Annotated in this window: 27 protein-coding genes; 9 read left to right on the top strand and 18 right to left on the bottom strand. The window is 63.1% G+C overall.

Annotation, left to right across the window (positions count from 1 at the left end; translation table 11 throughout):
• The first annotated feature begins 92 nt into the window (after positions 1-92).
• Positions 93-2,252 (top strand): transglycosylase domain-containing protein, encoded by a 2,160-nt coding sequence (locus tag NVV77_RS03755; protein ID WP_295410883.1) that lies wholly within the window; start codon positions 93-95, stop codon positions 2,250-2,252.
• Here the strand turns inward: NVV77_RS03755 and NVV77_RS03750 are convergent.
• Complete coding sequence (locus NVV77_RS03750) at positions 2,249-3,112, bottom strand: aminoglycoside phosphotransferase family protein (protein ID WP_295410882.1); 864 nt, start codon at positions 3,110-3,112, stop codon at positions 2,249-2,251. The two genes, NVV77_RS03755 and NVV77_RS03750, sit on opposite strands and share 4 nt — an antisense overlap.
• 174 nt (positions 3,113-3,286) lie before the next feature.
• On the opposite strand from NVV77_RS03750, the gene NVV77_RS03745 reads away from it, so the two are divergent.
• Genes NVV77_RS03745 through NVV77_RS03725 form a run of 5 tightly spaced genes read left to right on the top strand, consistent with a single transcriptional unit; the run spans position 3,287 to position 5,699 of the window.
• Positions 3,287-3,862: a DUF1214 domain-containing protein gene (locus NVV77_RS03745; RefSeq protein WP_295410880.1), complete on the top strand. Its 576-nt coding sequence runs from the start codon at positions 3,287-3,289 to the stop codon at positions 3,860-3,862.
• A complete protein-coding gene (locus NVV77_RS03740) occupies positions 3,859-4,404 on the top strand; it encodes a hypothetical protein (protein WP_295410878.1) in 546 nt (181 codons plus the stop codon). Before NVV77_RS03745 ends, NVV77_RS03740 begins: the two co-directional genes overlap by 4 nt.
• A 5-nt stretch (positions 4,405-4,409) precedes the next feature.
• On the top strand, positions 4,410-4,739 hold the full coding sequence (locus NVV77_RS03735) for a YnfA family protein (RefSeq protein ID WP_295411369.1): 330 nt from the start codon (positions 4,410-4,412) through the stop codon (positions 4,737-4,739).
• Position 4,740: 1 nt separating this feature from the next.
• Positions 4,741-5,097 carry a VOC family protein gene (locus tag NVV77_RS03730; RefSeq protein ID WP_295410876.1) on the top strand — a complete coding sequence of 119 codons (357 nt, stop codon included), beginning with the start codon at positions 4,741-4,743 and terminating at the stop codon, positions 5,095-5,097.
• Positions 5,098-5,099: 2 nt separating this feature from the next.
• Positions 5,100-5,699: an NUDIX domain-containing protein gene (locus tag NVV77_RS03725; RefSeq protein ID WP_295410874.1), complete on the top strand. Its 600-nt coding sequence runs from the start codon at positions 5,100-5,102 to the stop codon at positions 5,697-5,699.
• 126 nt (positions 5,700-5,825) lie between these two features.
• On the opposite strand, the gene chrA is transcribed toward NVV77_RS03725, so the two are convergent.
• The gene (gene chrA / locus NVV77_RS03720; protein ID WP_295410872.1) at positions 5,826-7,016 is read right to left on the bottom strand and encodes a chromate efflux transporter; all 1,191 of its coding nucleotides are present in this window, start codon (positions 7,014-7,016) and stop codon (positions 5,826-5,828) included.
• 15 nt (positions 7,017-7,031) lie between these two features.
• A complete protein-coding gene (locus NVV77_RS03715; protein WP_295410870.1) occupies positions 7,032-7,916 on the bottom strand; it encodes a hypothetical protein in 885 nt (294 codons plus the stop codon).
• 280 nt (positions 7,917-8,196) lie between these two features.
• Between NVV77_RS03715 and NVV77_RS03710 the strand changes: the two genes are divergently transcribed.
• Complete coding sequence (locus NVV77_RS03710) at positions 8,197-9,363, top strand: DUF2336 domain-containing protein (protein WP_295410868.1); 1,167 nt, start codon at positions 8,197-8,199, stop codon at positions 9,361-9,363.
• Positions 9,364-9,484: 121 nt separating this feature from the next.
• On the opposite strand, the gene NVV77_RS03705 is transcribed toward NVV77_RS03710, so the two are convergent.
• The 4 genes from NVV77_RS03705 to NVV77_RS03690 are packed head-to-tail and all read right to left on the bottom strand — an operon-like array spanning position 9,485 to position 12,874.
• Positions 9,485-9,838: a DUF1491 family protein gene (locus tag NVV77_RS03705; protein WP_295410866.1), complete on the bottom strand. Its 354-nt coding sequence runs from the start codon at positions 9,836-9,838 to the stop codon at positions 9,485-9,487.
• On the bottom strand, positions 9,838-11,070 hold the full coding sequence (locus NVV77_RS03700) for a peptidoglycan-binding protein (RefSeq protein ID WP_295410864.1): 1,233 nt from the start codon (positions 11,068-11,070) through the stop codon (positions 9,838-9,840). The genes NVV77_RS03705 and NVV77_RS03700 overlap by 1 nt, the downstream gene beginning before the upstream one ends.
• Positions 11,067-12,047, bottom strand: a complete 981-nt coding sequence (locus NVV77_RS03695; protein WP_295410862.1) for a HAMP domain-containing sensor histidine kinase — start codon at positions 12,045-12,047, stop codon at positions 11,067-11,069. The genes NVV77_RS03700 and NVV77_RS03695 overlap by 4 nt, the downstream gene beginning before the upstream one ends.
• Positions 11,939-12,874: a PAS domain-containing protein gene (locus NVV77_RS03690; protein WP_295410860.1), complete on the bottom strand. Its 936-nt coding sequence runs from the start codon at positions 12,872-12,874 to the stop codon at positions 11,939-11,941. Before NVV77_RS03690 ends, NVV77_RS03695 begins: the two co-directional genes overlap by 109 nt.
• 313 nt (positions 12,875-13,187) lie before the next feature.
• Here NVV77_RS03690 and NVV77_RS03685 point away from each other — a divergent pair, with 313 nt between their 5' ends.
• Together NVV77_RS03685 and NVV77_RS03680 are read left to right on the top strand one after the other, a co-directional pair.
• Complete coding sequence (locus NVV77_RS03685; RefSeq protein ID WP_295410857.1) at positions 13,188-13,484, top strand: hypothetical protein; 297 nt, start codon at positions 13,188-13,190, stop codon at positions 13,482-13,484.
• 145 nt (positions 13,485-13,629) lie between these two features.
• Positions 13,630-14,058 carry a SufE family protein gene (locus NVV77_RS03680; RefSeq protein ID WP_295410856.1) on the top strand — a complete coding sequence of 143 codons (429 nt, stop codon included), beginning with the start codon at positions 13,630-13,632 and terminating at the stop codon, positions 14,056-14,058.
• On the opposite strand, the gene NVV77_RS03675 is transcribed toward NVV77_RS03680, so the two are convergent.
• The 11 genes from NVV77_RS03675 to mbhE all read right to left on the bottom strand — a co-directional run bounded on the left by NVV77_RS03675 (position 14,055) and on the right by mbhE (position 22,706).
• The gene (locus tag NVV77_RS03675) at positions 14,055-15,089 is read right to left on the bottom strand and encodes an acyltransferase (RefSeq protein WP_295410854.1); all 1,035 of its coding nucleotides are present in this window, start codon (positions 15,087-15,089) and stop codon (positions 14,055-14,057) included. The genes NVV77_RS03680 and NVV77_RS03675 overlap by 4 nt on opposite strands.
• A 73-nt stretch (positions 15,090-15,162) precedes the next feature.
• Positions 15,163-15,660 (bottom strand): DUF6456 domain-containing protein, encoded by a 498-nt coding sequence (locus NVV77_RS03670; protein WP_295410852.1) that lies wholly within the window; start codon positions 15,658-15,660, stop codon positions 15,163-15,165.
• On the bottom strand, positions 15,653-16,012 hold the full coding sequence (locus NVV77_RS03665) for a helix-turn-helix domain-containing protein (RefSeq protein ID WP_295410850.1): 360 nt from the start codon (positions 16,010-16,012) through the stop codon (positions 15,653-15,655). Before NVV77_RS03665 ends, NVV77_RS03670 begins: the two co-directional genes overlap by 8 nt.
• Before the next feature lie 268 nt (positions 16,013-16,280).
• On the bottom strand, positions 16,281-16,703 hold the full coding sequence (locus tag NVV77_RS03660; RefSeq protein WP_035086627.1) for a MucR family transcriptional regulator: 423 nt from the start codon (positions 16,701-16,703) through the stop codon (positions 16,281-16,283).
• Between the two features lie 129 nt (positions 16,704-16,832).
• Entirely contained in the window at positions 16,833-17,186 is a 354-nt protein-coding gene (gene mnhG, locus NVV77_RS03655) for a monovalent cation/H(+) antiporter subunit G (protein ID WP_295410847.1), read from the bottom strand.
• Positions 17,183-17,494 carry a cation:proton antiporter gene (locus NVV77_RS03650; protein ID WP_295410845.1) on the bottom strand — a complete coding sequence of 104 codons (312 nt, stop codon included), beginning with the start codon at positions 17,492-17,494 and terminating at the stop codon, positions 17,183-17,185. Before NVV77_RS03650 ends, mnhG begins: the two co-directional genes overlap by 4 nt.
• A complete protein-coding gene (locus NVV77_RS03645; RefSeq protein WP_295410843.1) occupies positions 17,491-17,970 on the bottom strand; it encodes a Na+/H+ antiporter subunit E in 480 nt (159 codons plus the stop codon). Before NVV77_RS03645 ends, NVV77_RS03650 begins: the two co-directional genes overlap by 4 nt.
• Entirely contained in the window at positions 17,967-19,544 is a 1,578-nt protein-coding gene (locus tag NVV77_RS03640) for a proton-conducting transporter membrane subunit (protein WP_295410841.1), read from the bottom strand. The genes NVV77_RS03645 and NVV77_RS03640 overlap by 4 nt, the downstream gene beginning before the upstream one ends.
• 2 nt (positions 19,545-19,546) lie before the next feature.
• Complete coding sequence (locus NVV77_RS03635) at positions 19,547-19,924, bottom strand: Na+/H+ antiporter subunit C (protein ID WP_295410839.1); 378 nt, start codon at positions 19,922-19,924, stop codon at positions 19,547-19,549.
• Complete coding sequence (locus NVV77_RS03630; protein WP_295410837.1) at positions 19,924-20,349, bottom strand: MnhB domain-containing protein; 426 nt, start codon at positions 20,347-20,349, stop codon at positions 19,924-19,926. Before NVV77_RS03630 ends, NVV77_RS03635 begins: the two co-directional genes overlap by 1 nt.
• Positions 20,346-22,706, bottom strand: a complete 2,361-nt coding sequence (gene mbhE, locus NVV77_RS03625; RefSeq protein WP_295410835.1) for a hydrogen gas-evolving membrane-bound hydrogenase subunit E — start codon at positions 22,704-22,706, stop codon at positions 20,346-20,348. Before mbhE ends, NVV77_RS03630 begins: the two co-directional genes overlap by 4 nt.
• Positions 22,707-22,736: the final 30 nt, after the last annotated feature.

Raw genomic sequence — 22,736 nt, 5'->3', positions numbered from 1 at the left:
TCTTGGCCCCGGCGCAATCATATTCCAGCGATGCAATTGCATTGCCCGGGGGCGCAAGACACATTCAGGCGCCTAGGGCCCAGGGGTTTCGCGTGCAGGATCCGTTCTATAGCAAGCAAAAGCGGCAAAAGCGCGCCGGCGGCATGCTGGCGGCTGACGCTTGGCTCGACTCCTCGCTCTACGAATTCTGGCAGACGCTCGGCCGCTGGTACACGCGCTACCAGGATTTCATGAGCCGGTTCCACGTCACCGGCATAAAACGCTTCTTCGTCGAAATCCTCTCCGACGCCTTCACCTTCGGCGCCATCGGTGCGGTGATCGTCACCGCCTTTGCCCTTCCCGCCTTCAACATCATCGATCGCGGCGCCTTCAACAAGGCCGAGGACTATTCCGTCGTCTTCCTCGATCGCTTCGGCAATGAAATCGGCCGCCGCGGCATTCGCTCCGACGACAGCGTCGCGCTCGACCAGATGCCCGACTTCCTGATCAAGGCGACCCTCGCCACCGAAGACCGGCGTTTTTACGAACACTTTGGCATCGACATCGTCGGCACGCTGCGCGCCCTCGCCTCCAACGCCCAGGGCGACAATTCCACCCAGGGCGGCTCCTCGCTTACCCAGCAGCTGGCGAAAAACCTCTTCCTCTCCTCCGAGCGCACGCTTGAGCGCAAGATCATCGAAGCCTTCCTCGCCGTCTGGCTCGAATGGCATTATTCCAAGGACGAGATCCTCAAGCTTTACTTCGACCGCGCCTATATGGGCGGCGGCAATTTTGGCGTCACCGCCGCGGCCGAATTCTATTTCGGCAAGCGCGTGCAGGACATTAACCTCGCGGAAGCCGCCATGCTCGCCGGCATGTTCAAGGCCCCCACCCGCTACGCGCCACACGTCGACCTCGCCGCCGCCCGCGGCCGCGCCAATCTCGTCCTCACCAATCTCGTCGCCTCGGGCTTTCTCACCGAAGGCCAGGTGACCGCCGCCCGCCGCCACCCCGCAGCGCCCATCGACCGCACTGCCGATATCAATTCGCCGAACTACTTCCTCGATTGGGCCTTCGAAGAGGCAAAACTCAAGATCGAGGAAACCAATGCGCCGGGGAACAATTTCCTCGTCCGCACCACCATCGATACGACGCTGCAGAAATACGCCGAGGAAGCCGTCACCTCGGTCGTCCGCGAACAGGGCGAGCAGTACAAGGTCACCCAGGCCGCCATGGTCGTTACCGACACGCAAGGTGCCATCCGCGCCATGGTCGGCGGCATGGACTATGGCAAGAGTCAGTTCAACCGCGCCATCGTCTCCACCCGCCAGCCCGGCTCCGCCTACAAGGTTTTTGTCTATTCCGAAGCCTTCGAGCAGCTCGGCCTCACTCCCTCCGACCCCATCACCGATCGTCCCGTCTGCATCGGCGACTGGTGCCCGCAGAACTATGGCCGCAGCTACAAGGGCACGGTGAGCCTCCAAAGCGCCTTTGCCCAGTCGCTCAACACGGTCCCCGTAACCCTCTCGATCAAGACTGGCCGCGAGCCGATCGCCCAGCTCAGCCATCGCATGGGCCTCCGCGCCGAATATCCGGTCACCCGTTCCCTCGCCCTCGGCGTTGCTTCGGTCTCGGTCATCGACATGACCTCGTCCTATGCCGTCTTTGCCAATGACGGCTACAAGACCCCCGCCTTCGGCATTACCCGCATGACGACGCTGGGCGGCGACCTCGTCTGGGAAGCCGATCCCGATGCCCCGCGCGAGCGCGTGCTCTCCGAGCAGACCGTCGCCTATATGAACCAGATGATGTATGCGGTGACCCAGGCCGGCACCGGCACCCGCGCAAAGATCGAAGGCGTGCCGACGCTCGGCAAGACCGGCACCACGACCTCCTATCGCGACGCCTGGTTTGCCGGCTTTACCGGCAATTATGTCGCCGCCGTCTGGTTCGGCAATGACGACTACCGCCCAACCAACAACCTCACCGGCGGCACCCTGCCCACCGTCGCGTGGCAAAAGTTCATGGCCTATGCCCATACCAATATCGAGATCAAACCGGTCTTCGGCATCGACTTCGTGCCCACCCAGACCGTGGTCGCCGATGCTGGAACCGAAGAGCCGGTAGAGGAAGTGGTCCAGCGTCCGCCCAACCTGACGCCGGCCGCCGCCCGCAAGCTTCTCGATCTGGCGGACCGCCTCGATGCCGCAATCGACGTCCTGCAGCCGGTCTCGGATCAGGCGAGCGCCCCCAAGGTCACGACCGGCCTCTAAAAGCCCGGCAGGCCCAGCGCCCTCTGCACCCAAGGCAGCGCCGTGGACAGCTGTTCGCGCTGCACCCGCCGCACCAGCGGCGCGTCGGGAATGATGGGCAGGCCGGCCCGCGAGGCAAAATACCCCGAAACCAGCGCAGCAACCTCCGGCGCCCCCGGCATGACCGCATCGGGCAGTGGCCCACCCTCATAGGCCAGGCTCGGCAGCATAAAGCCAAGATCGACCTCGGCGCTGCCGATCCCGCCCTCGGCCCAGTCGATGAATTTCACCGTGCCCTCGTGGATGCAGATATTGTCGCTGCGCAGGTCCAGATGCGTCACCGCCTCGCCGCCCAGTTCACACCGCGTCTCCGCATCGACCAGCACCGGCAAGCCAACTCTCAGCCATTCCTGCGTCACCAGTCCCAGCGACAGGAATGGAGCGGTATCGCGCGCCACGCTCGCCCAGCCCGGCTCCCGCCCCCCATCGAGAAAGCCCCACCGCTCGATACTGCCGCTCGTCCCATGCATCCTGTGGATCTGGTCGATCACCAGCGCGGCGGTCTCCGCCGTCCAGGGCGGCGGCCAATAGGCTGTGCTCAGGTCTTCAATGGCCAGCATCGGCACGACTGCGTCCTCAAGCCAACCAAGGACCTTGGGCATGAATGGCCCCGAGAGATTCCGATAGTTGGCAATTTCGCGCGTCAGCATGCGCGCCGTCAGCGGGGTCGTCGCCAGCTTGACGAAGGCCGACCTGCTGCCGGTTCGAACCAGATAGCGCTTCGCCGGCGTATAGCCGCCATGAACCTCTCGCCACTCGTCGGGCGCAAAGCCGACCATGGCCTCAACCTGCTGCCGAAGCTCCTCCCCCGGAATGGTCATTGTCCCCCCCAAATCACAAGGGCAATCCTGCCTTCCGTTGCTTTTGTCCGCAACATCGGTTGAGCGCTATGGGAACGGGCTTCCGCCCTGCGCCATGGATTGCTATAGCCTAAACCGTTCGCAGCGCTGCCGGTCCAGCACCCCATGCCTAACCATAGAGGTTGCTGAACCAATATGCGGTTTGTCCTTCTGCTCCTCGTTTCCATCGCCATTGCCCTCGCGACGGGTTTCGGCCTCAGCTACTATGCGCTGACCGATGGGCGCCTGTTTGGCGCCGCGCAAATCGGTCCTTGGGTTTCCTGGCCCGACCTTGGTTCATCCGCCCCCAATCCCTATTCGCGCGGCCATCTCACTCGCGAAGCCGCGCTGCAGCTCGGCCGCGCCGAGGGTCTGAAATTCGTTGCCACCACCGATAGCGAAGGCGAGGCGCTCGATCTTTCCTGCGCCTATACGCTCGAAGGCCATGTGCCCGTCTCGAGCTTCTGGACGCTCGTGGCGGTGAACAACGAGGGCATCAATCTCGCCGCCCCCGGAACCGATCTGGCCCTGCGCTCCAGCGAAATCGCCCGCATCAGCACAGGCAGCATGGTCATCCATGTCGGCCAAACCCTCTCGCCGGGCAATTGGCTCGAACTCACCGGCAGCGGCCCCTTCTCGCTCGAATTGACGCTCTACGACACCACCGCCTTTTCCGGCTTCGGCTCGGACAATGACACCATGCCCAAGATCACGCGGGGGGCCTGCGCATGACCCGCGTCATTCTCTGGCTGCTCGGCGGCGTCCTCCTCGGCGGCATCATCCACATTCTCGTCATCCTCACACTGCCCATGCTGGCCGACGAGACCACCTGGTCCCGCGTCTCCGCCTTCGAGGCGAAAAACCGCATGCTGATCCTGCCCCCTGTCGAAGCGGGCCAGCCAAATCCCCTGGGGCTCGATCCCGAACTCGTCTACGGCCTCTGCCAGGTCGATCTCGATGAAGGCCCCGCCTATCTCCGCGGCATGCTGCCCGACGCCTTCTGGTCCCTGGCTCTCTTCAACGAAGCAGGCGCCGTGATCTATTCGACCACCAATCGCGATGGCATCGGCCAGACGGTCGATCTCGGCATTTTCAACGCCGCCCAGACCCGCCTCCTCGCCCAGCAGCAGCTCGACATCGACGAAGGCCTGCTGGTCGTCGAAGCTCCCACCGACAACCTCTTCGTCCTCGTCCGTCTCTCCCCGCCCCACGAAGTCATGCGTGCGCGCTTCGCCGAGCGCCTTGCCGCCATCCAATGCGGACCGCGCCGCTGATGGCCATGCCATTCTCCGCCATCGCCATCTATGCGCTGGCCGCCCTGGCGGAGATCGCCGGTTGCTTTGCCTTCTGGGCCTGGTGGCGCCTCGACAAGTCGCCGCTCTGGCTGGCGCCGGGCCTCCTGGCTCTCATCGCCTTTGCCTGGCTGCTGGCGCTTGCTCCAGCCGACCACGCCGGTCGCGCCTATGCCGCCTATGGCGGCGTCTATATCGTCGCGTCGCTCATCTGGCTTTTCGCCGTCGAGGGCCGTCAGCCCGATCAGTGGGATCTGGCCGGGGGTCTCCTCGCCCTTGCCGGTGCGGCGCTCATCCTTTTCGGACCACGAGGCTGACATGATCCTGCACGTCGAAATTGCCGCCACCGACCTCGACCGCGCCATAGCCTTCTATCGGGAGGTTCTCGACGTCGGCTTTGCCGATCCAATCGACCTGCACGAAAGCCGGATGGCCTATGCCGAAACCCCGCCCGAGGGCGCAAGCTGGGCCCTTTGCGAGGGCGAGGTCTATGTCCCCACCCGCAATGGCGCGATACTCTACTTTGCCGTCGACGACATCGACGCAGTACTCAGCCGCGCCGAAAACCTCGGCAGCGAAGTGCTCTTTCCCAAGACTGCGCTCTCCGATGGGAGCCATGTCGCCGAAATCGGCGACAGCGAGGGCAACCGGATCGCCCTGCAGACCCGCAGCTGATCATGACGCCCGAAGACTTTCCCACCGCCCTCGCCACGGCAGTTTCCCGCTACCGCGCCGAAGTCGCCGCGCCGGCCGAACATCTCTCACTGCTGCTCTGGCAGATGAGTGAAGGCCACCGCCTCGATCTGCGCGAAACCATGCCGGGGCACCTGACCACCAGCGCCATCGTGCTCTCGCCCGATCACGCCAAAATTCTCGTCATCGATCACGTCACCATTGGCCGCTGGCTGCAACCCGGCGGTCACTACGAGCCCAGCGCCTTCTTCCACCTCTCCGCCCAGCGTGAAGCGGAAGAAGAAACCGGCGTCGTGGGCCTAAAGCTCCATCCCCGGCATCAGGGCCAGGACCTGCCCTTCGTCATCGACAGCCACGACGTTCCCGGCAAGCGCTCCCGCAACGAGCCGCCGCACGTCCATCACGACCTGCAATATCTGTTTGTCGCCGATCCGAGCCTGCCACTCGTGGCGCAGCTCGACGAAGTTCACGCGGCGCAGTGGCGCGAGGTCGAGATGCTGGCAGAGTTTGCCCCAAAGGCGGCAGAGCGGTTGAAATCGGTGAGGGCTCCAGCCCGATACGTGCGTCCCTGGGGTCGAGCCTGACCACAAATCCGTCACCCTCGGGCTTGACCCGAGGGCTCTGTACTTTGCTGCACCAACGCCAAGTGAAGTGTCCTCGGGTCGAGCCCGAGGATGACGACAGGTGATTGTGCTGGGCATCACTGGCACTCAGCCCCACACCCCAATCACCCCACCAATCCCCGCCAGTGCCGCAACCACCCACAGCGGCGGCAATTTCCAGCTCACCAGCGCCACAAACCCCGCCAGAGCCAGCGCAAAGTCCAGCGGCGACAGAACCGCACTCGTAAACACCGGATCATAGAGCGCCAGCGCCAAAACCCCGACCACGGCCGCATTGGCGCCACGCATCGCCGCCTGTGCGAAGAGATTTCCTCGCAGCCCGTGCCAGAACGGCAGCGCCGCCACAAGAATAAGAATCCCCGGCAAGAAGATCGCCACCAGCGCAATCGTCGCGCCCAGAATCCCATTGGGCGGCATGGAACTCGCTGCCCCCAAATAGGCGGCAAAGGTGAAAAGCGGACCGGGCATCGCCTGTGCCGCGCCATAGCCGGCCAGGAACGTGCTCTCGCTCAGCCAACCTTGTCCAACCGTCCCCGCCTCAAGCAGTGGCAACACCACATGGCCGCCGCCAAACACCAGCGCTCCAGCCCGATAGAAGGCATCGAACAGCGCCAGAGCCGGGTTCACGCCTGCAAGAAGGGGCAGCACCACCAGCAGGCCGACAAACAGCAGCAGCGCGAAAATACCGAAACCACGCGACACCGGCGCTTGGGCTTCTGCCACAGCGCCATTGCCCTTTTCCTGGCACAGCGCCAGCCCTAGCGCCACGCCCACCACAATCGCGGCGACCTGCCCCAGCACCCCGCCAAAAGCCACCATGGCAAGCACGGCCAGCACGGCAATGCCCGCCCGCGCCCTGTCCGGCGTCAGGCTTTTCGCCATGCCCAGCACGGCCTGCGCCACGACAGCCACGGCCACCAGCTTCAAGCCATGCAGAATCCCTTGCGCCAGATCGCCATCGAGCGCCGCCGCGCCCAGTGCAACCGCGACCATCAAAATCGCCGATGGCAGGGTGAACCCGATCCATGCCGCCGCCGCACCAAACGGCCCCGCCCGCATCAGCCCGATGGCAAAGCCAACCTGGCTCGAGGCTGGTCCCGGCAAAAACTGGCAGAGCGCAACGAGATCGCCATAGGCCTTGTCGTCGAACCAGCCTCGTCTTGTGACGAACTCGTCGCGAAAATATCCCAGATGTGCGACAGGCCCGCCGAAGCTTGTGAGACCAAGTTTGAGAAAGGCTCCAAAAACCTCTCCGGCCGACCCGGTCTTCACACTCACGCTTTGCTCCGGCAACTACTTGATCTCTATCACTTCCGTGTCCGGGACCATCGTCTGGAAGCGTGACGGTATGGTGACACCGCCATGCCCCGGCCGCGAACCACTGCCCGAGCAGAAATCATGCCGGCTCGCCCGGTCGGCCCAGGCGCGCAATTGGCTTAGCGAGTTGTCGACCGCAATCGACTGCTCGTGCGGGGTTTCAACGAGCAGATTGTCGAGCGCATAGGAATAGCTCTCGTAGCGGTAATTCACCGCCCGCACGAACCACTCGATGTAGTGGGTATTCTCATAGCGCCGCGCCGCGACATCACTGGCCGCCGTCGGCGCCACATTGGTCAGCGAGGCCAACGCAATCTCGCGATTGCGATCAACCTCGATCACCGCGCAGACCGCCTCAAAGGTCGAAGGCAGGGTGTCAAGATCGGCCAGGATATGCCGGCCCAGCGTCGCATAGCGGACCCGCGAAGACTGGTAATGCTCGCGCTTGAGCCAGTTGTAATAGCGGTCGGTGGTAAACTTCCAGTCCTTGGCCCGCGTGATCCGCGTGCGCTGCATTTCGACTTCCGTGTCGAACATCCAGTCCCGCGAATGCGCGGCCACGAGGAAGCGCCAGGTGCGATCGTGCATTTCGCGTTCCTGGTCAGTCTGGTTGAAGTTCGACACAGGTTCGCGCTGCTTGGCCATGAAGGTGCCGACAGCGGGCAGCACATTGTCGTGCAGCACACTCGGCTTGGCCCGGCCGAAATCACCAACGGGCCGCGACGCGCAAGCGACCAGCAGCCCGGCCAAAAGTGCCGTCCCGAGAAAACCAAAAAAACGCGGCATGAATTCAGCCGCGTTTACGACGACGCCGTGAGGGGTCGAGACGGTCAGTGGGTGGCGGCGTCGGACCGCGTTCATAACGTACCCCGGTGAACATAAAAATCTGTGCGTCGCCGGACAGTGGTTGTCCGGACTTTACGGGGCGATCCCGCTTTTCGAATACCAGCAGCTTTCCCAAGCTGACCTCCATTTGCGCAGCTCCCCCGTCCCTAATGGAGGCAGCCAGTTCAGTGTGATTCTCCCGGCGCGGCGACGCATCCCGCGCTGTCCCCATTAAGAGATCGTCAAGGTTAACAGTCTGCTAACGAATTGCAGGCAAATTGATCGACAGAACGCGCCGGGGGCGCGCAATTAGTCGATGGTCCTGCCCAACATGCTCGGTTTTCAGCCTTACGAAACCTTCCAGCTTCTCATTGAAACCGGCGGTGTGGACCGCACCAACACCCTGCTCATCGCAGCATGCGATGCCTATGCCCGCCGCGGCCGCCCGACCCTTCCCGAAATGGAACAGTTCGAAACTTTGGCGACCCGCCTCTTCCAATCGGCCAGCCCCCAGGCCCGCGCCAAGGCCGCCGCAATTCTCGGCCGCAGCGAATTGCTCTCGCAGACGCTTGAGCAGCTCGTCGTTGAAAACATTGGCGAAGATCTCGTTTCCTTCCTCGCCAGCGCCGAAGAGCTTTCCGATCGCACACTGCTCGACGTGCTCGGTCGCTACGACGTCGCCGCCGCTGCAACCATTGCCGGCCGCAAGAACCTGACCAATGTGGTTCTCGCCAAACTCTTCCAGATGAACTCGCGCAAGGTCTATCGCGCGCTTGCGACGAACATGGACATCACCCCGCGCGGCGCCTATCTCAGCGCCCTCGCCCGCTCGGCGCAGATGGACCACCTCGTCGCCGAAGCCCTTGGCGAACGTCGCGATTTCGACGCAGCGCTCCTCGCCCCGGCTTTCTTCGATCTCTCCGATGCGCAGCGAATCAAGGTCATCCAGGCCTTTGCCAATCGCGAAACCCCGGCCGCGCCGATCTCGCGCACCATCGAGCAGCTTTCGGTCGCCACCCCGGAACTGACCAAAGCGCTGATGAAGCTCTTTTCGGAAAACCGTCGTCCGGAAATCACCAAGCTACTCGCCCAGATCACCGGGCTCGACGAAGTCCGCTGCGGCCAGATCGCCCACGATGTCACCGGCGCGTCGACCTTCGTGGTCCTCCGCGGCTTCGGCGTCTCGGCCTATGACGGGCTGAAAGTTCTGATCCACGCCACCAGCCACGACAGTGAGCGCTCCCGCGCCCTCGCCGATTTCGCTTCGCTCTTTGCCACCGTCTCGGCCGAATCCATGGCTTACCTGATGAGCGCATGGCGTGGCGAAGTGAACCTGCTGGATCTTTCCAAGCCCCAATACCGTCCGGTCAACATGCCAAGCCGCCGCACGCCGCAGCAGCAGCCGGCCGCAAGCTCGGGCAATGCTGTGGTGGAGCAGGCCATGGTCGCCCTCTCCCGCATCGGCGCCCGCCGCGCCGGCTAAGCACCCACGCTTCAGCAACAAGAACCGTGTCATCCCCGCGAAAGCGGGGATCTCCGTTTTGGGCGCAAACAGGGATTCCCGCTTTCGCGGGAATGACACCGTGGATGTGGGGACAGCAAGCCTACTGCTTGCCCGGATCCTTGATCACATCGATCCCCAGATCGTCTTCCCGCAGGTCGATGCTCAACACCCAGAGATCGGGATCGAAATCGGCTTCCCGCGCAATGCGTTGGCGCACCGTCTCGGGCTCGACATGCGAAAATCGCGACTGGAACACCAGCCCCGCCCCTTCGCCCCGGCTGACCACCGGCGCCGGCGTATAGAGCGAGCGCGTACCATCAAGATGGTCGACTTCGATGAACACCTGTCCGGCAATCGGGTCGCCCTTCCGAGCGACCACACACATGTGGCCGAGATCATTGTGGCGCCGCACAAAGGCCATGCACCACAGATCGCTGCGAATGGAGCCGGCCACTAGATCGTCGCGCCAGCCTTGCGCAGCAGCTCAATGAGGTCGGGCTGCACCTGGCCGGTAATCTTGTAACGATGGAAGTTTTCAAATTCGCGGATAGCGCGGGCCGTTTCCGGCCCCGGATTGCCATCGATCTGGCCGCGGAAGAAGCCGAGGCTGGCGAGGCCGCGCTGAATATCGGCAACGAGTTCGCCATCTGTCGCCGGGCGCGCTGCCCGTGGCTGGGAGGGCGGCGTCGTGGCGGCAACCGTCTGAACAACCGGCTGCACCGCCACCTGCGGCTGCGGCGCAGCGGCCTGAACCGGAGCGGGCATGGCCTGGCTCGGCAGGCTGGCGGTCGGCATGGGCGGATTGGCAACCGGTGTGCCGGTGCCACGCGTGCCATCGACGGCCGCGACAATCGAATCAATGGTGCTGGCTGCAGCGACACCCACCGTATCGACGGCCTGCTCGACCGGCGAAAGCGCGGGAAGACGCGCAACAACGCGGTCCTGCTCAACGGACGCTGCTTGCTGGATCGGTGCCGGAGCTGGCGCAGCGGCCACGACAACCGGTTGGCTCACAACAGGAGCCGGCGCAGGCGCAACGGCAGCCTGGGGCTGCGGAGCCACCTGGACGACAGGCTGTGGCGCGGTAGCGGGCGTTGCCACGATGCCTGACGCATTGGAGCCAAGGATGGCGTTGACCACATCGGCCGACAGCGCACCAAGCGGGGCAAAGCCGTTGCGTTCTTCAAAAGCACGAATGGCGCGGGCGGTCATCGGGCCGTAGTAGCCGTCGACCTTGCCGTCGAAGAGCTGCAGTTCAGCAAGCTTTTTCTGTACGGCAAAGACTTCCGAATTGCCGACAGGCTGGTCCGGAATGGTCTGCGGCACGGCAGCAACGCTGCCTGTGGTCTGAGGCGAAACCACCGGCGCGGCAACAACAGCCTGCTGCGCATCTTCGACGGCCTGTTCCCGCATCGCGGCGGGCGCCGGAATGGGCGCAGCTTCTGGGGTCACGGCATAGGGTACGCTGCGGTCGGCGGCAAAGAACGGGGCGGGATGCACGCCGGTCTGGAAATAAAGCGCATTGCTGCCCGCGAGGGCGCTCATGGTCACCAGGGCAAAAATGCCCGTCGAGGCCAGTGGGGCCTGCATATAGCGATTAAATGCCCAATGCGCCCCACGACCGAGCTGGTTCATGAGGACGCTACCGGCCATAAGCGGCAGCTGGGACAGGGTCGATGCTGTCATTGCGCTTTTCTTTTTTCGTTTTGCCATGAATCGATAGGCGCCGCCGCAGGCTCCCGGTGCAAGGGTAGAACTGCGACAGTCTCTTCCAACTTCGTTGCTGGACCGTTTATCGGCAGAAGAACGGTCATGGTTGTCCCCGCTCCGATTTCAGACATGGCGCGGAGCGCACCACCGTGCAGCTCGGCCAGACCCTTGACGATCGAAAGGCCGAGGCCCGTGCCTTCATATTGCCGGTTGAGCCCATCCTGCGCCTGGAAGAACGGCTCGCCGATGCGTTCGAGTGCCATCGGCGCCATGCCAATGCCCTGATCGCGCACTGCAAAGCTCAGCGACTGGCCCTGGCGCTTGACCACGAGGGTCACTGTATCACCCACATGGCTGAACTTAATGGCATTGGAGAGCAGGTTGATGAGAATCTGACGGCAGGCGCGCTCATCGGCCAGAATCGTCGGCAGACCCGATTCGATCTGGGCTTCGAGCGTGATCGAGCGGGCCTTGGCCATGGTATCAACCATGGCAAAACAGGCCGGCACGATTTCGTCGGGCTGGAAGCGCGCCGTGCTGATTTCAAACTTTCCGGCCTCGATTCGTGACATGTCGAGCAGCATGCCCACGACGTCGAGCAGATGCTTGCCGCTCTGGTGGATGAGGCCCGCATATTCGCGATGGGTCGGCGACAGCTCGCCGCCAATGCCCGAGGTCATCATTTCCGAGAAACCGACCACGGCATTGAGCGGCGTGCGCAGCTCGTGCCCGATAGTGGCGAGGAAGCGCGACTTGGCCTGCGAAGTCTCTTCGGCTGCACGCCGGGCTTCGGTCATTGCCGCTTCAGAATCCTTGCGCTCAGTGACATCGCGCAGCAGCGCCGTCACTTCATAGCGAGAACCGACCATCTGGTCCCGAATGGGCGAGAAATGGGCTTCCACCCAGATGAATTGCGGCACGCCGCCAACAGCATGCGGATCGTCGCGGCGCATGCGCACCTCGATCGAACGGCTCCGCCCCCCTGATTGGCGTCGGCAAAGGCGGTCAGGTAAGCGGGGCGATCCATGACATGGAGCCGCTCGCCAAGCGAACCGGTGGTCAACTGATAGCGCGGGCAGCCGAATAGCGTTTCGGCCGAGCGCGAAGCGGACAGCAATTGCCCATCGGTGGAAAAGCACAGCACCGTGTCCTGCACGTGTTCGACCAGATGCCGATAGGCGTTGAGCTGGGCCTTGTCGTGCACGACATAGCCGGCATTGATGTGGTGGGTCGTGTGCGCAACGAGCAGCGCGGCAAGGCAGAAGGCCACCGTGCCGGCCACCATGGCTTCGTTGGCCAGCGCGGCATCGGACGGCAGGCCGACCAGCGACCCCAGCGAGCCCAGGACCAGTGCCGTAACGACAGCCAGCCAGCTCCAGAGCCGAACAGTCGGCCCCATCAGCAGCGCCGCCAGAACCGGGCCCAGCACGGTAACGATAAGGCCCATATCGGCCAGCCGCGGATCGAGCAGGGTGAGAACCAGACCAGAGCCCATGACCGCGACGATCTGGGCGAGCGCGGCGTCATCATGGCGCGCACGGTGATAGAGCGACAGGCTCAGCATGCCGCCGCCGAGGCCGACGCAGGCAATGGCAAAGCCGAGCGCGGCCTGGCTTGCCAGCGCCCACATGGCGAAGGGCATGAAGACGACGGAGACGGCAATCATCAGGCGGGCATTGTTGGCGATGGTTTTGCGGCGCAGCACATCGGGACGCTGGGCGGACGCCGCAGGCGTGCCATCATCCCTTCCGCCGATGCCGAAAATACCAAGGCTACGCATCACTTTACTCATACTCGAGACGCCACTCTTGCCGGCCCCCAAAGCCGTTGGGCCAGGCTCGCTTACGAACCCGCCCGTCTGATTGTGCATCAGATCTTGTATGGGCACACTCGCGTGGCAGGCCCTAAGACAGGTTTAAGTGCTGGCCCTCAAGGGGGGCTTTCGGCGGTTAGCGTAAACAAGGCGTTGCCCAATTCCGAAACTGCGACAACCATTTGTTTCAAATTTTAAGAACTGGACCCAGCTCGCCTTAAGAAGCGGCACATAGTGTTTAATGCGAAGAGCGGGAGAGGCCCGTTCGGAAGCTCCGGTTATGATGTTTCTCCTGCGTTCGGCATTCTGGCTCACCGTCGCCTTCGTGGTCATCCGGCCCGAAGTCGATGTGCGCGCATCTGCCGGGTCGGTCGCCAACGAAGCGATGGCCCGCGGCAGTCAGTTCGTTGCCGACCAGATCCAGGCGATCGAGTGCGATAGCCTGCAATGTATTGGGGGCAAGGCAATTGTCGCCGCTGCCCTCCCGCCTATCCCGCCCTCCGGCACACCCATGCATGTCGCGCCGCAGGACAATCCGGTTCCTTACCCCCGACCTCGACCGGATTGGGCGGGCTGACGGGCGCCTGCCCCGGCGCCCGATGAGAATATCCAGTGGCACGCGTCTCTTGCCCAAGCGACGCAGCTCCAGCGTCCACTGGCTCCTGCCGCAAGCACCTTGCCCCGTGCTTGCGGCTTTTTCTTTCTTTACCTAGATAGAGGGCATGACCCAGCCCCAGCCGTTTCAGGACATTGCCGACAATCTTTCCTTCCTCGACGATTGGGAAGACCGGTATCGCTATCTCATCGAACTCGGCCAGGCCCTGCCGCGCCTTGAAGCGGACGAGCGTGTCGACACCAACAAGGTGAATGGCTGCGTGTCGCAGGTCTGGCTTGTCTCCGAACCCGTGGAAACGGACGGTGCCGTGTCGCTGCACATCCGGGGCGAGAGCGATGCCATGATCGTGCAGGGGCTCGTTGCCATTCTTCTGGCGCTTTACTCAGACCGCCCTGCCCGCGAAATCGCCGAGACCGATGCCGTTGCGATCTTTGATGAACTGGGCCTGCGCGAGCATCTGACGGCCCAGCGCTCCAATGGCCTCGTCGCCATGGTCAACCGCATCCGCAACGAAGCGCGGGCGAAGGTTCACTAGTCGGCTTTTATGCGCTGCAGCTTTCTGAGGAGCGGCTGCTCGACAAAGCGATAGAGCAGCAGGCCCATCCAGACCCCGGTTGCGATCGCCAGAACGGTCACGACCGGGACAGTGCCGGGCAGGTTGGGCCCGATCAGCTTCAGTCCCACGCCGGCCATCAGTGCCACGGCAAAGATGTGCACCAGGTAGATCGAATAGGATGCATTGCCCATCCGTTCGAGCCAGGCAAAGTGCGGCAAGCGCCCCTCGCTGCGCAGCGCCAGGACGACAGCAACACCGGAGAATGTCAGGAAACCGGCAAAGGCCGTGACATCCTCGACAAAGCCGTGATTCCACAGAAAGCCTTCAGCAAGGCCAGCTAGGCCAATGACGGCCAAGGCAATCACCGCTGGCGTCGGCAGCCTTTTGATCCAGCCTTCCATCTGACCCAGGCCAATCCAGCAGCCGACGACGAAGGCCAGCGGCAAAAAACTCGTATAGAATTGCGGAATGGCCGATTGCGGGGCGAGCAGAAAGCCCAGCATCGCCAGAACAGCGTAGGCCAAGGTCAGCCCCACCACCCTGCTCCGTGCCGTAAACATGGCCAGCAGGGCAAAGCAGGCATAGAAGAACATCTCGTAGTTGAGCGTCCAGCCAAGCTTGTAGAGCGGATGCAGCCCATGGCTCGCGCCATTGTAGAACGGGATGAAAGCCAGCGAGAGCGCCAGCTGGTTGCCGTCAAAACTCGTGGTCTTGAACAATTGCGGTGCCAGCAGCGCCAGCGCTGCCGCCAGCAACGTAAAACCCCAATAGAGCGGCACCACGCGCAGGATGCGCCGGCGCATGAATTGCCGCCCGTCGAAGCGACCGGCATCGGTCACGCTGACCATGATGAAGCCGGAAATCACGAAAAACAGAATGACGCCGAGCCAGCCCAACCGTCCGTAGGCGATGTTCTCTCCCACGAGCGGGTAGAGCAAGGCGTGCGACGCCAGCACCAGCAGGGCGGCGATGGCGCGCAGATATTGAACGGAGACGATTTTCCCGGACATGGCACGATGATGATTGCGGCACGCCTCCAATATCACGCGTGCCGCCTCGGAAACATTACAGAACCTTACATCGTTAAGAAGCTTCTGCCGGCGGAAACATCGGCGCCCGCTCGGGCAGCCAGTGCCGCTGCCTTTGCGCATCGCGCCCCCGCGCTTCCGCTTCGAGCCCATAGTGGGCGGCGAGATGAGACAGGGCGATGCGCAGCACCAGCTTGCCGCCGCGTCGGGGCCAGTCGCGATCGAGTTCGACGTCCTGCAAGCCCCGATCGAGCCCGCAGATGTCGAAGAGCACGGCCCAGCAATCGGCCGGCATCATCGCCGCAATATCCGCCAATTGCTTTCGCGCATCGGCCGCGCTGGCCGAAAGCTCACCCTGCACCGGACTGCCGCTGCTCCGTCCGCCGGTGCGCGTCGGATCATAAGACATGGTCACACGTTGGCGCAGGCGGGAGCGCTCGAAGGTATGGGCAAGGCGGCGCGCCGCCTCGACATGATGTGGGAGCAGAAAAGGGGCACTATCCCGCCGCCCTGCCGCCAGGCGGCCAACGGCCTCCGGCAAGCCCTCACTCATGCCCGCCTCCCGCCATAAGCAGTGCTTCGAGCCGGTCCAGTTCGGCATCGAACTTGGCGTCATCGCGCAGGTCTTCAATCAGGCTACAGGCATAGGAGACTGTTGTCCTATCTCGCCCGAAGGCAGCGCCAATGGCTGTCAGGCTGATGCCCTTGGAGACATGGGCGAGATACATGGCCAGCTGCCGCGCCCGTGCCGTATCCGCCTGGCAGCGAGAAACGTGCACCAGCAAACGGATAGGGGTGTTTTTCTCTCGCGAGATCAGGGCAAGAACTTGGGCAAGCCCCGCATCCTCGCGCATACACAACGGACGCTCGGGGCGCCCATTGCCATGAAGGGTTTCGATTCGCACGGCCGTCCTCCACCAGATATAGGATAATATTCCTACAACCTGACAGAGGTTGTCCACCCCGGGGATAAGTTTGCGAATATTTTGGCGGAGGCCTCAGAGGAGAGCCTGAAAACACTGCGGCCGCCCGAAGGCGGCCGCAAAGCAGGGGGACCAGCTTTTTGGTGCATCGCAAGGCCCGGCACCAAAGTGCGTTGCTCAATTGCGAGGCAGTATGAGGAAGTTAGAGCGTTCGATCCGGTCCCTCCGAATCGGCCGCCGCTATGCGAGATCAGCCAGCCTTGCGGCCGAGACCGTTGTCCTTGGCGAGCTTGGAGCGCGTCGCCGAGTAGTTCGGGGCAACCATGGGATAGTCTGCAGGCAGACCCCACTTCTCACGATATTCCTCGGGCGAGAGGTTGTAGTGCGTGCGCAGGTGGCGCTTGAGCGACTTGAACTTCTTCCCGTCTTCCAGGCAGATGATGTAGTCGGCAGCAACGGACTTGCGGACCGGCACGGCCGGCTTCAGATCCTCGACCACTGCGGGTACTTCATTGCTTCGCAGCGCGCGCAGGGCACCATGTACATCGGCGATCAGCCGCGTCAGGTCCGAGGGGCTCACGGCGTTGTGGCTTACATATGCTGAGACGATATCGGCACTGAGTTCGACGAGATCAAACTCACCCACATCCGCCGGAGCGGTATTGTCGTTCATGATCTAACCTTCCGTAATTTTTTTATTGGGCAGCAACAGGGGCAGTCACGGCCTTGCTGCATTCCTAAGTCTGTTTACTGCCGCAGGCAACTGCCGCTAATCCAATTAATTGGATGCATTACCGATTATTCATGATCCAGAACTTTGTTCCAATCGTGTCTTCAGATCGTCACGCAGCGTACTTTCCCCAGCATGATAACCCGCAATATAACTAGCGCGGGCAAGGAGATGCGCAGACACGGGCGTAGTCAAAAGCACGAAAATCACACCGATAACTGCGCGCAAAACCACTGCAGCATCCATGCTGACCATGGCGACGGCGAGCAGAACCAATCCACCGCCAACAGCGCCTGCCTTGGAGGCGGCATGCATCCGCGTGTAGAGATCAGGCAAGCGGACGACACCGACGGCGGCGAGAAGCGTGAAAATCGCCCCCAGAATCAGCAGCACGCCTCCAAGGCAGAGTGCGATATCGCCGATCATGATTGCGCCTCCATTGCGGCGGCATCGGTCTTGAGGCCCCGCCGCAAAATATAGCGAGCCAGGGCCACGGTCGCGAGAAAGCCCAGCAGCGCCAGGGCAATGGCAATGTCGAGATAGAGCATCAGGCCGGTGCGCACGGCGATGGCGCCGATAAAACCCATGGCGACCACGGTCATCAGGTCCAGCGCCAGCACGCGGTCAGGCAAAGTCGGGCCGATGACGATGCGGATGATGGAAACAAGCAGGGCCACCCCTAAGAGAATCAGGGCGATCAGGCTCGACAGATCGACAAAGGCAGCTGCGCTCACTGGAACACCTCCTTGATCCTGGCTTCAAAGCCATTGGCGATGCCGGCGATCAGGGCCGTGTCGCTCTCCATGGCGAGGACGTGGACATAGAGCACCGAACGATCCTCGGCCACGTCCACGGTCAGCGTGCCTGGCGTCAGCGTGATCATATTGGCAAGGAGCGTGATTTCGGCGTCAGACTTGACCGTCAGTGGCACAGCCACAATGGCCGGCTTCAGAGCCGATTTGAGATTGGGGTGCAGCACGATCAGCGCCACATTGATGGCGCTGACCATCAGTTCGTAGAGAAAGAGCCCGACCAGCGACAGGACCCTGCCCGCCCTGCCCAACGCACCTTGCTGGCGGATCGAATAGCGCAGGATCAGCAGAGCGCCGCCCCCGATGAGACCGCCGAAGAGCAGGTTCAGGCCGGAAAAATTGCCGGTTATGCCGGCCCAGCCAAGGGCCAGAATGACCACAAGAAAAGCGCCGCTCATGGTTCAACTCCTGCCAGACCAACCGCCTCGACATAGCGACTGGGGTCGACAATATCGGCCGCGGCCCGTTGCCCCACCTCGATCAGCGGATTGGGCCAGAGCCCGATCAGCACCACGCCCAGCACCAGCACGCTGACCGCGCCGAAGGCCAACCGCACGCGGGGCGTCGGCGCGACCAGCGCCATCGGCTCACCCGAAGCCGGCAGGCCCTCGGGCCCATTGCGCCAGAATATGTGCGACCAGAGCCGCGTCCCGGCGATCAGGGTCAGGACGGCATTGATCACCAATGCGACGACCATGGCACTGCCCACCCAGCCCAATTCGGCATCGACCACGCCCGCCTCGAGCAACAGCAATTTGGGCCAGAAACCGAGGAAGGGCGGCACGCCCGCAACGGCCAGAATAAGCACGAAGAACAGGATCGAAAGCGGCGCACTGGCGGCGTAGAGCCCGCCCATCTGCCGCGTATCGCTGGCTCCGGTCCGCGCCTCGACCAGCCCCACAACCATGTAAAGCGCCGTCATGGCGAGGATGGCGTGGAAAATGTAAATGCCCGCTCCGGCAATGCCGATGACATTGGGCAGCGACAGGCCGGCCAGGATCGCCCCGATGCCACCAATGACGAAAAAGCCCACTGCCCGGCGCAGATGCGTTTCGGCGATGGCGCCGAGCGGCGCGATCACAAGCGTCGCAATCGCCAGCACGGCCAGAACCGGCTCCAGCACATCGCGGCTGTCAGGCAGGATAGCCACGAGCGAGCGCAGGAGAGCGTAGGCGCCAACCTTGGTGAGAAGGCCCGCAAACAGCGCCGAAACCGCCGGCGTCGGCGTGTGATAGGAGGCCGGCAGCCAGGCATTGACCGGAAAAGCCGCCGCCTTCATGCCAAAGGCAAGCAGCAGCAGCGCCGCAATCCCTGTCATGGCGGCCCGATTGGCTTCGGGCGCCACGCGCATGATATCGGCCATGTTGAGCGTGCCAAGCAGGCCATAGGTCAGGCCAAGCGCCAGCAGGAACAGCGTCGTTGCGAGGAAATTGAGGAAACCATATTTCACCGCGCCATCGAGCTGCAGCGGGCTGCCACCCGACACGATCAGCCCGAACGAGGCGATCAGCATGACCTCGAACCAGACATAGAGATTGAAGAGATCGCCGGTCAGGAACGATCCGGTGACGCCCGCCAAAAGCAGCAGGACCATGGAATGAAAGCCATCCCGGCCGTCATTCCCCTCCCGGTCGATTTCGGCATAGAGCACGACCACCAGCGTCACGACCGACGCCGCCAGTGCGAAGGCCGCGCCAAAAAGGTCCGCCGTCAGGCTGATGCCGAAAGGCGGCAGCCACTTGCCCATGGTCATGCTGAGCGGCCCCTCGCTCACCACGCGCAGCAACAGGCTGATCTCGCAGGCAATGATGGCGACAATGACGAGCACAGCGCCCAGCACCGGCAGATTATTGCTGCGCCGCACGACCAGTAGCGCCGCCGCGCCCAAGAGTGCCAGCACGATGGGCAGCACCAGCACCCAGTCAGCAGCGAGCGTTACAGTTTCGATCATGGCCTGAGGCAATTCGGTCATGGTCAGTAACTCAACGGTGGCTGAGGCGCATTTTCCGGCTCGGCCAGGCGCATGGTGTCGGTATTATCGGCATCGAGGCTTTTGTAGGCGCGGAAGGCCAGCACCAGCAGGAAGCTGAACATGGAAAAGCCGATGACGATGGCCGTCAGGATCAGCGCCTGCGGCAGCGGATTGGCGATTGGGCCCGCTGGTGCATCGAGCCCGGCCGGCACGATGGGCGCGACTTCGCGTGTCACCCGCCCCGCCGTGAAGATCAGCAGATTGACGCCATTGCCCAGCACGGTCATGCCGATCAGCATGCGGATCACCGAGCGCGATAGCAGCAGATAGATGCCGAGCGAAACGAAGACCCCCACCAGGGCGGCAAGGACATAATCCATCACAGGTCCTCCTCGTGATCGCTCTCAAGCGCCAGGGCAATGGCCGAGAGCGTGCCGAAGACGACGAAATAGACCCCGATATCGAAGAACATCGGCGTCGAGAGCGGCACCGTGGTGTCGCCCAGCTCCAGGTACAGCCAGATCGAGGTCATGAAGGGCGCGTGGATGAAGAGGCTCAGCAGCCCCGAAAAGCCCGCGAGCAACACACCAAAACTAGCAATGGCCAGTGGATCCACCTTCAGTGCCCGCCGCACTGCCGGCACGCCAGAAGCCATGCCGAAAACGGCAATGGAGGCCGCGGCGATCAGTCCGCCAATGAAACCGCCGCCCGGCTCATTATGGCCGCGGAGACAAACATAGACGGAAAAGACCAGCATGGTCGCAACGATCAGCGGCGCCGCCGTTCGGAAAATGACGGTGTTCATGGCCCTGCACCCTCCGCTTTCTTCCGGCGCCGCAGCAGCGCCAGAATGGCGATGCCCGCCCCCATGACGACCGAGATTTCGCCCAGCGTATCAAAGCCGCGATAGTCGACGAGAATGACGTTGACGATATTGGCGCCATGGGCGATCGGCACGCTGGTCGCGGTAAAGAAATCCGAGAGCCGCGTATCGAGCGTACCCGTCAGCACCAGCATGAGCAGCAGGCTCACCCCGGCGCCGCAGACCACGGCCAGAGTACCGTCGCGCGCCCAATCCTCAAACGGCCGGTGATCCCTGGCGTCGAGCCTGAGATTGGTCATGACGATAGTCAGGATCACCACCGAGAGCACTTCCACCATGAGCTGGGTAAAGGCCAGGTCCGGCGCCCCGAAGAGCAGGAAGATCAGCGCCAGGGCCGTGCCCTGAATGCCGAGCGAGAGAATGGCGATGAGCCGGCTCTGCGCGATCAGCACGGCCAAAAGCCCCAGCACCGCCAGCAGCACCACACCCCATTCATAGGGACGGAGTTCGGGCAGAACCAGGCGCTTGGACCAGTCGCCCAATTCGGCCGTCGGCACGATCCAGTCAAGGCCCCCCAGCGCCAGCATGGGCCAGAATAGCGCCACAGCCAGCGCAACGAAGACGACTACGAGGTAGAATTCCAGCTTGCCGTGATGCAGCGCCCGGGTCACCGTCGCGGCAAAGCGGATAAGGCCGAACATGACGGCATCGAAAACCGTATCTGCGCTCCAGCCCAGACCAGCACTCAGGCGCCGCAAGACGGTGCGGATCGCATGGGCCTGCCGGAACACCACAATGCCGAGCAGCCAGGTCAGTGCCGACAGCCAGATCAGGGGGCTCGCCAGATCAAGTGCGAGCTTGAGATGCGGCTCGACCGCATGCCCCAGAATGGCCGTCGCGCCCGGCGCCAGCACGTCATGACCCAGCCAATCGGGCAAAAGACCAGCCACCACTCCCGCGCCGCCCAGGAGGATGGGCCCCGCCAGCATGGCAACCGGGGCCTCATGCGCTGACTTCGGCGTCGGCAGCGCGTCGCCGAGAAACGGCCGTATCATCACGATCAGCGCCACACCCGCCAGGAGGGCATTGCCGATGACCAGCAAAGCCAGCACGACAAGCATCAACCAGTCGCCACCGACCAGCGCCAAGTACATTTCTTCCTTGGCGAAATAGCCCACGGTCAGCGGCAGCCCCACCATGGAGAGCGCTGCCAGCGCCGCCCCGATGAACGTCACCGGCATCTTGTCGGCCAGCCCGCCAAGCGCCGTGATATCGCGCGTCCCCGCCTCGTGGTCGACCGCACCGGCCACCATGAAGAGCCCGGCCTTGTAGCAGGCATGCGCCACGAAATAGACCAGCATGGCCGCAATCGCGGCCTCGCTTCCAAGCCCGATCAGCAGCACGAGCAAGCCAAGCGACGCGATCGTCGTCTGCGCCAGGATCTGCTTGAGATCGGTTTCCTTGAGCGCCCCCAGCGCCCCCCAGATCAGCGTCACACCACCAAAAGCGACGAGCACACCGGTCCAGACCGATGTCCCTCCAAGTACCGGCGTCATGCGCCCCAGAAGATAGACACCGGCCTGCACCATGGTCGCCGAGTGCAAAAACGCCGAAACCGGCGTTGGTGCCTCCATGGCATTAGGCAGCCAGAAATGCAGCGGAAACTGCGCCGACTTGGTGAAGGCCGCACCGATGAACAGCGCCAGCACCAGCCCGTAGAGCGCAGAGTCCTTCAGCACGCCCTCAAGCCCGCGCAATTCGCTGAGCAGCCACGTCCCGGACAGATGCTGGGCCACAATGGCGCCAACCAGCAAGCACATGCCGCCAATATTGGTGATAACCAGCGCCTGAATGGCCCCACGGCGCGCCGCCTGCCGATTGTGGTCAAAGCCGATCAGCAGGAAGGAGGTGATCGACGTCGCCTCCCAGAACATGAACAGCGCCAGCATATTGTCGGCCAGCACCAGCCCCAGCATCGAACCCATGAAGGCCAGGAGATAGGCCAGAAACCGCCCCTGATGCGGATGCCCTTTCAGATAGGCTCCGGAATAGAGCACGATCAGCGCGCCGATGCCGGCAATGGTCAGGGCGAAAACCAGGCTCAGCCCATCAAGGAAAAACGCCAGCGTCAGTCCATAGGACGGCACCCAGTCGATGGCGGCGGCAATCGTCCCGCCCGCAATGACCGGCTCGGCCAGCCTGATCAGCAGCATGACAATGCCGGCAGGCACGATGGCCAAAATCCAGGCGGAATAGCTGCCGGCAAGACGATGAATAAACGGCGCCAGAATTGCCGCAAGGAACGGCGCCAAGGCCACGAGGGCAATACTTGCGTCCAAGGACAGCCCCACTCCGCCCCTCCCCAGTGT

Source organism: Devosia sp., from assembly GCF_024707125.1.
Classification (GTDB): domain Bacteria; phylum Pseudomonadota; class Alphaproteobacteria; order Rhizobiales; family Devosiaceae; genus Devosia.
Note: the sequence above shows the minus strand (reverse complement) of the source record. Positions and strands in the feature narration are given on the sequence as shown.